Origin of the sequence: Streptomyces sp. NRRL F-4489, assembly GCF_001509485.1 — a bacterium.
Lineage (GTDB): Bacteria > Actinomycetota > Actinomycetes > Streptomycetales > Streptomycetaceae > Streptomyces.
In genome coordinates, this window is sequence record NZ_LLZI01000001.1 from 277122 (window position 1) to 286909 (window position 9788).

At 69.3% G+C, this 9788-nt stretch carries 9 protein-coding genes; 5 read left to right on the forward strand and 4 right to left on the reverse strand.

Annotated features, from left to right (window positions below; genetic code table 11):
• Positions 1-36: 36 nt before the first annotated feature.
• Complete coding sequence (locus ADL22_RS01195; RefSeq protein WP_066972781.1) at positions 37-2409, forward strand: collagenase; 2373 nt, start codon at positions 37-39, stop codon at positions 2407-2409.
• Positions 2410-2535: 126 nt separating this feature from the next.
• Here ADL22_RS01195 and ADL22_RS01200 read toward each other — a convergent pair whose 3' ends face one another.
• Both ADL22_RS01200 and ADL22_RS01205 read right to left on the reverse strand, forming a co-directional pair.
• Positions 2536-2958 carry a hypothetical protein gene (locus ADL22_RS01200; protein WP_066972783.1) on the reverse strand — a complete coding sequence of 141 codons (423 nt, stop codon included), beginning with the start codon at positions 2956-2958 and terminating at the stop codon, positions 2536-2538.
• 267 nt (positions 2959-3225) lie between these two features.
• The gene (locus ADL22_RS01205; protein ID WP_066972785.1) at positions 3226-3705 is read right to left on the reverse strand and encodes a DUF1453 domain-containing protein; all 480 of its coding nucleotides are present in this window, start codon (positions 3703-3705) and stop codon (positions 3226-3228) included.
• Positions 3706-3777: 72 nt separating this feature from the next.
• On the opposite strand from ADL22_RS01205, the gene ADL22_RS01210 reads away from it, so the two are divergent.
• Entirely contained in the window at positions 3778-4395 is a 618-nt protein-coding gene (locus ADL22_RS01210; RefSeq protein ID WP_066972787.1) for a TetR/AcrR family transcriptional regulator, read from the forward strand.
• Positions 4396-4640: 245 nt separating this feature from the next.
• Here the strand turns inward: ADL22_RS01210 and ADL22_RS01215 are convergent, their stop codons facing one another.
• Positions 4641-5318 (reverse strand): GAP family protein, encoded by a 678-nt coding sequence (locus tag ADL22_RS01215; RefSeq protein WP_066972789.1) that lies wholly within the window; start codon positions 5316-5318, stop codon positions 4641-4643.
• A gap of 493 nt (positions 5319-5811) precedes the next feature.
• On the opposite strand from ADL22_RS01215, the gene ADL22_RS01220 reads away from it, so the two are divergent.
• From ADL22_RS01220 to ADL22_RS01230, 3 genes are all read left to right on the forward strand, one after another.
• A complete protein-coding gene (locus tag ADL22_RS01220) occupies positions 5812-6402 on the forward strand; it encodes a hypothetical protein (protein WP_234430493.1) in 591 nt (196 codons plus the stop codon).
• A gap of 154 nt (positions 6403-6556) precedes the next feature.
• Positions 6557-7909 (forward strand): Dyp-type peroxidase, encoded by a 1353-nt coding sequence (locus ADL22_RS01225; RefSeq protein WP_066972792.1) that lies wholly within the window; start codon positions 6557-6559, stop codon positions 7907-7909.
• Between the two features lie 53 nt (positions 7910-7962).
• Positions 7963-9102, forward strand: coding sequence for a catalase family protein (locus ADL22_RS01230; protein ID WP_066972794.1), 1140 nt, complete (start codon positions 7963-7965; stop codon positions 9100-9102).
• 112 nt (positions 9103-9214) lie between these two features.
• Here ADL22_RS01230 and ADL22_RS01235 read toward each other — a convergent pair whose 3' ends face one another.
• On the reverse strand, positions 9215-9640 hold the full coding sequence (locus ADL22_RS01235; protein WP_066972796.1) for a secondary thiamine-phosphate synthase enzyme YjbQ: 426 nt from the start codon (positions 9638-9640) through the stop codon (positions 9215-9217).
• Positions 9641-9788: the final 148 nt, after the last annotated feature.

Sequence of the window (9788 nt, forward strand, 5' to 3'; positions counted from 1 at the left end):
CGCGCACGCTTCACCGCCCCCACACAGGAGAGCTTCGTGTTCCCTTCGAGAACCCTTCGCAGATCCCTGCTCACGGCCGCGACAGCGGTCACGCTCTGCGTGACCGCAGCCGGCACCGAATACCCGGCAAGCCCCACCCCCACCTCGCGTGAGGCCGCAGCGACCCCGCGCCCCGCCGCCTTCGCCGGCCCGGCAGCCGCCACGCCCACCCCGCACGACAGGGTCGACCGCCTGGCCAAGGCACCCACGTCGCCGGCCCTGCGCATACCGGGCCCGGGCGGGCTCGGCAGCAGCCGCGTCCCCGGCCCCCACACGCCCAAGGCCAAGGCCGGTGCGCACCCCACACCGCACGCCACCCTCGGCAAGGCCGCCGTCCCGTGCACCCTCGACGGCATCACCGGCCTCTCCCCCCAGCAGCTCACCGAGTTCCTCGCCGCCCCCGAGGTCACCGCCGACGGCTGTCTGGGCACCCTGCTCTGGAACTGGGACCAGCGCCTGGCTCCGGTCATGTCGAAGGCCCACATCCAGGCCGTCGCGCACCGCATCGGCCAACTCGCCGCCGCCCACGACGGCCGCAACGGCACCCACCTGCTGGAGATGTTCACCTATCTCCACGCGGTCGCCTACCTGGGCTTCTCCCACCACGAGGTCGATATCACCGACCCGGCGACCCTGGACGCCATGCGCCGGGCCGTCGACGCCTTCGGCTCGGCCGCCCGCAGCTTCGACGTGACCCGCAGCAACGCCGAGACGCTCCGCGAGGCCCTCAACGCGGCCAGCGCCCAGGGCCTGCGGCAGTACCAACTCCCGTTGATCAAGCGGGTCCTGGCCACCATGGGCCCGGACCACCCGGACACCGCCAAGGATCCCTCCTGGGGCGGCGCCGCCCTCGCCGCCCTCTCCGTGCAGTACCTCGGCGTCTACCCGGGCAACCAGGACACCGCCTTCCGCGACGCGGTCGTGGCCGACCCGTCCTACCGCGCCGTCTTCAAGGCATTCGCCGACTACACCCACCTCAAGGACACGGCCAACGCCTGGGTGGTACGCGACGCGGTCGGCGAATACGGCCGCACCGGGCAGATCGACCGGCTGCACGACGAAATCGTCGCCGGCCTCGGCCCGCTCCTGAACACCACCGCCCGCAACTTCGGCGCCTACAGCGCCCCGTGGGTCAAGATCGCCACCTGGCTGAACGAATACGACGCCTGCGCGCCGTACCAGGTCTGCCGTGCGGACATCGAGAAGCACCTCTTCCCCCGGACCTACACGTACGGCAAGGACGGCACCGACGGCATCACCGTCCGCACCGCCCTCGACCGCGGCACCGTCGACCAGCTCTACTACGCGAGCAAGCAGGTCAAGACGCAGTTCCACCGGGTGATCGGCACCGAGGAGCCGCTGGCGGGCGACACCAACTCGACCCTGCACATCGTCCTGTACGCCTCCCGCGCCGACTACGAGAACTTCCAGCCCCTGCTGACCGGCCTGAGCACCAGCAACGGCGGCATGTACATCGAGCAGGGCGCGACCTTCTACACCTACCAGCGCCGCGTGCCGCAGGACTCCACCCTCACCCTCGAGGAGCTCTTCCGGCACGAGTACACGCACTACCTCAACGGCCGCTGGGCGGTCCCCGGGACCTTCGGTGAAGGCCCGTGGTACCAGGGCGACCGGACCACGGCGATGGACGAGGGCACCGCCGAGTTCTTCGACGGCGGCACCCGCGACGACGGCATCAAGGTCCGCAAGTCACTGGTGAAAGGCATCATCGCCGACACCGCGAACGGCGGCCCGCGCATGACCGTCAACCAGCTCCTGCACGCCACGTACGACGGGGACGGCTTCCGCTTCTACAACTACGCGGGCACGTTCTTCGAGTTCCTGTGGGCCGAACACCCCACCCTGCTCAAGGAGATGTACCGCGACCTGCGGGCCGACGACCCGGCCGCCTTCGATGCCTGGCGCACCCGCCTCGGCAGCGATCAGGCCCTCCAGCGGGAGTACGACGCCTTCCTCGACACCAACATCGCCCACGTCGACGACCTCTTCGTCCCCGACACCAAGCATGTCCCGCTCGCCGACCTGGCCGACAGCACCCCCGACCAGATCCGCGCGTCCTTCGCCAAGAGCACCTCCACCACCCCCGACGAGTGCTCCGCCTCCGGCTCGCCGGACCGCCCGCGGTTCACCTGCAAGGGCCGCATCACCGCCAACCTCACCGACGCCGGCAACGCCGACCAGGTCTTCAAGGACATGTCCGAGACCGTCGACTACTTCCTGCTGGACCGAGCCACTCACGGCGACAACAACCTCGCCGATATGAACTGCTCCTTCGGCGAAGTCGACATCTGGACCAACCACCGCGCGGGAACGTCCCACTTCACCTGCGAGGGCCCCCTGCGCAGCTGAACCAGCTGATCAGCGGAACCGGCTGACGTATGCGCCGTGAGGCGCGGGTGACGGCGGGACGCCGTGTCCCGGTGAACCGCGCGGCCGCGGGCGGGGTCGTTCCCCGTCCACGGCCGCGCCGCCGACTCAGCGGACGGCCACCGTCACCACCTCAGAGGCGTGCAAACGCACCGGGTGCTGGTCATGCGCGCTGGTCAGGCCGTACAGCACCGCACGGAACTGCAGATTGCCGCGGCGCGCGGCCGTACCCTGTACGGACACCCGCGCATCGCCCTTGACGGCGACGCTGCAGCTCTCCTGGTGCCAGCCTTCCCCGAAGCCGTTCTCTTCCAGGCACAGCTGGTGGAGGAAACCGGCGCTGTCATCGCCGCCGTGCGCGCTGACCGCAATGGCTTCGCCGACGTGCGCCGTGCGCGGCGCCGCGATGTCCACAGCGCCCTTGGCGAACGCCGGCCCGGCGGCCAGCGTCACGGCGGCCAGCCCCAGCGCACCGACCACAGCCGCCCGGCCCCCGCGCGCGGTCATCGAGGTCTTCTTCGTCCTGGTCATGGACTTCCCCTCCCGTGGATCTCCCCGAGACCCACCCGTTCACCAAAGCGCCCTGCGCGCCTTGCTGATCATCCAGACGGGCGGTCCTCCCTGCTCGTTGCCCCGCGCCCCCGCCCGTTACAAATCCACGACAAACGCGCCATCCTCGCCCTGCGATCAGGGTGGGCCGGTCTGATGTGCGCGGCGGACGGTCAGCAGGCCGGAGCGATTGATGAGGGATGGGCCGGCGGGCTGCCCACGAAGCGCGTCTGGACGCATGACGCCGAGTCAGCGGTTTCCGCGGTCCGGCGCGAAGGGGATGCCGGAGGCTTTGCCGCGGCGGCCGACCAGAAGGGACTCGCCGAGGAAGCTGACGCCGATGGAGAGCTGGATGGGGCGCGCGTTCTCGCGCATACCCATCTTCACCGCGAGGACGCTGAAGCCCGCCATGACCGCCAAGGTGCCGAGCATGGCGAGGAAGGTGCGGCCGGTGTAGCGCTGCCACAAGACGCCGTGTCTGTCGGAGAGTTGGATGGTGGCGCCGCGGAGCGTACCGAGAGCGATGCCGAGGACGGTGCCCGCGATGACCCAGGCGAGGTCGGTTCCGGTGCTGTCCTTCGCCTTGACGAGGGACAGGACGCCGATACCGGTGAGGATCACCGGCGCTGCGAACAGGTCCCGCACATTGACCGGTTCACCGATCAGCCGCTTGATCACGACGGCGATCACAAGTATCGCGATGATCACCGCGAGCAGCCAGGGGTTCACTCACTTACCACCCAATCTTTATAGCACGGCCATGCCAAAACGATGTTAGCCCGACCGTGCTATAACGGCAACATGCCGAAGATCGTCGATCCAGTGGCCCGCCGCAGGGCCGTTGCCCAGGCAGTCCTGTCCGTCGTCGGCCGACACGGACTGGCGCACGCGTCGCTGCGCAACGTTGCCGACGAAGCCGGACTCGCCATCGGCTCGGTCCGCCACTACTTCGCCGACCACGACGAGTTGATGCTCTTCACGATGCGAGAGCTGAGCCATCGCATCGACGAGCGTGTCCGCGCGCATATCGAGCGGCTGCTCTCCCCAGGCAACGGCACCGACCGCCGCGCCACCACCGAGCAGCTTCTGACCGAATTCCTCCCCCTCGACGCCACCCGCCGGGAGGAGGCCGCGATCTGGCTCGCCTTCGCCGCCGCAGCGCACACCCGCCCCGAACTGCGGCCCTGCGCGGATGAGATGCACCAGGGCATGAACGCGCTGGTACGGCGCGTGCTGCACGAGGCACAGCGCTCCGGCGCGTTGCCGGACGACTTGGACACCGACCTGGAGAGCAAGCGCCTGACCGCCCTCCTCGACGGGCTCACACTCCAGTCAGCGCTACTTCCCGACCGCTTCCCGCCAGAGGCGATCCGGCAAGTGCTACGCCGGCACCTGGACGCACTCAGGTCCGGCGACTGACATCCTCACCCAAACCGCTTCGCGCCTCCGACTCCCTACCCGGACACCACACCGCGACGTGGTCTCGTCACTCCCTGCGCCAACTGGGTCGGCCGCCCTTCGCGTGAATGCCGCGCGTATGCGCAGCACCCACTTCGACGCGGCGCGCGCGGGCCGGCCACCGGCTCCAACGCAGACCTCCCACACTTCACAACTCACCGCCTCACGCCGCCGACACTGACCGCCCTCCCCCGCACGGAATTCCTTCAGGAGGTGAGGACGGATATACCGTCTCCGAGCAGTTTCAGACCGAGGACGAAGGACAGGACGGCCATCACGGCGGCATTGTGCTGAGCTGCCCAATCCTTCCAGACGCCGAGCGTGGTCCTGGCCCGTTCTCCCCCGAAGAGGAAAACTCCCAGCGGGGCCAGCAGACCGAGGGTGGCGATCACGACGAAAATCGCCAGTGATCCGATCTGCTGCCCGACCGGCAGTCCGGCTGAGCCGATGGCGGCGCCGGCGGCGATGGTCAGCGGGGCGTTCTTCGCATTGAGCGCGGCCAGGGCCGTTCCGAGTCCCAAGATCTTCACCGGCGTCAGACGGTCAATCGCACCCATCCACTTCGGCAGTTTCGCCTGCGAGGGATCCTTTGGGCGCCGCCGCCACCGTCGGGTACCGAGAAGGAGGAGGAGCACACCGAGGGCGAGCTTGAGAGCCCCCACCCAGATGGCCGGGCGCTTGTGGACGGAGGCTCCTGCGGGGGAGGCGATCGCCAGTATCACCGCGCCCAGTGCCGAGAGTCCGAGAATCCAGCCGACGGTGAAAAGGATTCCGTTGAGACGTCCCCGGGGCGTGGCGAGGATGAGGATGACGGCGAGGATCGGAAGCGGGCTGACCGCGACGCCGGCCGCAAGACCCAGTACGTCACCGAGGACTGCGCCCATGATTGCCTCCGTTGGGTTCGGGGTGGTGCGATCCGGTTGAGCAGAGGTCCGGTGGAGGCGGGTGCTCCGCCGCCGCCCGGACGGCGCGACGGTTCTTGTGCGAGTGCGATCGGTGGCACGGCTGTTTCCCGGCGATACGGAAATGGCCGGCCGAGAAGGGGACCGGGCCGCCTCAGCACGCACCGCCCCGGCCATCTTCCTGCGCCTGGCCCGGTCTGTCCTCGGGAGTATCGGAGTATCGGGGGGTGTCCCTCCCCCACACGGAACGTAATCGCGCCTAATGAGGCAATTGCGGAGTAGGCGGGTGGGCGGGCGGTGACGGACGAAGTTTCTCGTGAATCCCGTGCGTGCATCCAGTCGGGTGATCAGGTAGCGCAGGGGACAAGATGCGGCGCCGCGCTCCCGTGGTGAGGATTGACTCGTGAGGGCGAAGGCGCCCTGCGTTCGGGCGCTTGGTGCCCCTCACACCTATCCGTGGCAGGGGAATCCCACGATGACTTCATCGGCACAAGCAACTCCATCAGCTCACCCCGAGCGCCCGGGCAGGTCGGACGGAGTCTGCAGCGAGTTCACCGTTTTCACCAAGATCAAGCCGGGCGAGGCGGATGCGTTGCGTGAGGATCTCGCCACGCTCGCCGACGCGGCGGATGACGAGAAAGTCCACGCGGCGGTACGCCAGATCGGAACCCTGCACGACGCGCGGCATGTGATCTTCGATAACGACACCCGGTTCATGTTCGCCAGCGTCTTCGACGGCTCCTGGGACGCCTATATCGACGATTTCGCCAAGACGGTGGTCGGGTCCCGCTTCGACAAAGTCTTCTCGCACAGCGAGGGATTTCCCGGCATCACCGATCCGGGGGTGAAGGACTGGTTCATCGCCCACCAGGCGCCCGCGGGGGTCTTCGTCAGCGCCTATCCCGAGCTGACCGTCCAGCAGATCTACAAGGACCATCGCGTGGAGGAAGCGTTCGAAGAGGTGCTGGACACCCCTGAGTTCCGGGCGGCGCTGGAGAATCCGGCCAACGCGGAGTTGGTGTCCACCCCGGCCTTCCAGAAACTGCTGGAAGAAGCCTCGGCCTAGAAACCGACCCGAGCCGCCCCACAGAGCCGACCCCACGTCGGTGCATCGCGTCGGCGGACGCGCACCTCGCCGCGGGGCTGCCCCGACAGGACCGATGAACGCTGCCTCGGCAGAACCGATGGACAGGGACCGATGTGGAGGGCACCGAACGATCATGAGTACGGCAGGCAACGGCAGCGCGGCCGGTGTGCGCGTCGAGATCGAGGACATCCAGAGCGGGGCGCTGCGCCCGCGGCCCGTCCCGTACGAGGGAAAGTTCCTCTTCCTGCGCGTGGACGACCGCCACGCCGGACGGGCCCTGCTGCGGCGGCTGCTCCCGGTGACCTCGGGCGGTCTGCCGAGCGCGGACCGGAGCAGGGATGCCTGGGTGTCGGTGGCGTTCACCCACCAGGGGCTGAAAGCCCTGGGGGTTCCTCAGGAGTCACTGGACAGCTTCCCGCGGGCGTTCCGTGAGGGCATGGCCGCGCGGGCGGCGCTGATCGGCGATGTGGGCGAGAACGCCCCGGCCCACTGGGAGGCACCGTTCGGGACGGGCGATGTCCATATCGCGCTGAGCGCCCTCTCCTCGAACGCGGAGCAACTGCACCAGGAGTTGGAGCGAGCCCGGGTCGCCTACCAGGACACGCCCGGTGTCCGGGTGATCTGGCAGCAGGACGTCCAGCAGCTTCCGACCGGCCGCACCACCTTCGGCTTCCGGGACGGCATCAGCCACCCGAACATCGAGGGGGTGGGACTGCCCGGCTCCAACCCGCAGGAAGTCCCTCTCAAGGCAGGCGAGTTCATCCTCGGTTACCCCGACGAGACCGGCAATCTGCCGCCCATGCCCAGTCCGGATGTGCTGGGACGCAACGGCACCTACGTCGCCGTGCGCAAGATCCACACCAACGTGGCGGCCTGGCGCCGCTACCTGCGCGCCAACAGCTCCGACGCCGAGGAGGAAGCACGCCTGGCGGCGAAAATGGTCGGGCGCTGGCCGAGCGGGGCGCCGCTGGCCCTGGCGCCGGAGCACGACGACCCGGAGCTGGCGGCGGATCCGCGGCGCGTCAACAACTTCATGTACCGGGAGAACGACGACCGCGGCCTGCGGTGCCCCGCCGGCGCCCACATCCGCCGCACCAACCCCCGCGACGCCACCATCATCGGCGACGCGCGGATGCACCGGCTCATCCGCCGCGGCACCACCTACGGCCCGCCGCTGCCCGAGGGCGTACTGGAGGACGACGGCGCCGACCGCGGCCTGGTCGGGGTGTTCATCGGGGCCCACCTGGAGCGGCAGTTCGAGTTCATCAAGGCCGAGTGGATCAACGACGGCAACTTCATCGGCTACCCCGGCGAGCAGGACCCGGTAGCCGGACATCATGGCGGGACAGGCAGCGTCACCATCCCCGACAAGCCGGTCCGGCGCCGCCTGCGGAACCTCCCCAGCTTCGTGGCCACCCGCGGCGGCGAGTACTGCTTCGTACCGGGGCTCCGCGCCCTGCGCTGGCTCGCCGAACTGGAGGACTGAGCGGAATTCCCGCGCTGAGATCCGATCCCGCTCTCCGAGGAGAGGCCGAAGCCATGGCTGCACAGTTCGTCCGCTACACCCCTGACGTCGAAGCCGAGGACCCGGACTTCGACCAGCACGTGCGGACGGTGATCGAGAAGACCGAGCGCTACATCACCGAGTCGGTCCAGGCCGGCGGCACCGGACAGGCTCTCCGCGACGCCCACGCCAAGGGATACGGTCTCATCCGCGGCCAGGTCGAGATCCTGGGCGGGCTGCCCGCCGAGTACGCCCAGGGCATCTACGCGGCGCCAGGCACCCACGACGCGCTCATCCGCTTCTCCAACGGCTCCCCGCACGCCGGAGCCGACGCGCGATTGGGCGCCGCCACCGGACTGGCGCTGAAGATGTTCGGCATCCCCGGGCCGACCCTGCTGGAAGACGAACCGGACACAGGCACCTTCGACTACGCCAACATCAACGGCCCGGTCTTCTTCTGCAACACGGTCGAGCACTACCTCTTCATCCAGGAACTGTTCCTCAACGCGCCGGCCTACTTCTCCCAGGGCCGGCGCGGCGCACACCGCTTCTTCACCGAGTTCGTGACCGGAAAGGGCACGCTGGACCGGGAGGACTGGGCGTGGGACGAGTTCCTGGCCTTCGTCCGCCTGGCGAAGACCCCGCCGGCGAACCTGCTGCTGTCGAGCTACTGGACCATGGGCGCCGTCCGGCACGGGGACTGCATCGCCAAGGTCCGCATCACCCCCGATCCGTCCTGCGCCGCCGCGGTGGTCCGGCGCACCATCGACCCGGCTTCCGCACAGGAGGTCTTCCGACCGGCCCTGCAAGCCGAACTGCGGGAGCGGCCCTACGCGTTCGACATCCAGGTCCAGCTCTGCACCGACCTGGAACGCATGCCGGTGGAGGACCTCACCGTGGAATGGCCCGAGCGGCTCTCGCCGTACGTCACCGTGGCGAAGCTGCGCCTGCCGCAGCAGGACATCTCCGGCCCGCGGAACCTGGCGGCGATGGACTCGCTGTCCTTCACCCCCTGGCGGGTCACCGCCGAGCACGCCCCCCTCGGCAACATCATGCGAGCCCGCAAGGAGGTCTACCGGCACTCCTCCATCCAACGCCACAAGCTCAACCAGCAACCCCGCACAGAACCGCGCAGCGCCGACGAAGCCCTCGCCCCGTCCCACCATCACGCATAAGCCGACACGTCCGGCCCGCCCAGCCCGGCCCTGTGCCGGTGCCCCACTCACAAGCAAGCCCCAAGGGCAGCAGCCCAGTCCACAGCGTCGAGGTGGCCCCGGCCGATGCCGGTCAGCCCAGGAAGGTCAGACGGACCTGGCGGTGGGGGTTGTCGACGTTGGTGTCGACCAGGCAGATCGATTGCCAGGTGCCCAGGGACAGGCGGCCGGCGAGGACGGGGAGGGTGGCGTGTGGGGGGACGAGGGCGGGGAGGACGTGGTCGCGGCCGTGGCCGGGGGAGCCGTGGCGGTGGTGCCAGCGGTCGTCGGCGGGGAGGAGGTCGTGGAGGGCGGCGAGGAGGTCGTGGTCGCTGCCGGCGCCGGTTTCCAGGATCGCGATGCCGGCCGTGGCGTGCGGGGTGAAGACGTTGAGGAGGCCGTCGCGGCCCTGGGCGGCCTCATCGAGGAAGGCCGCGCAGTCGCGGGTGAGGTCGGCGACGGTTTCGGTGCTGCCGGTGGTCACGTCGAGGACCCGGGTGGTGAATGCGGTGCTCGTCATGGGGACATTGTGGTACGTGGGGAGGGCGGGCCGGGGCAGGTGCCGGGTGGGTGGGAGTGGCGGGGACTCGGCGGGGGGGGGGGGGGGGGGGGGGAGGGGGGGTTTTGGGGGGGGAAAGTGGGGGGAAAAAAAAAGGACCGGACCGGGG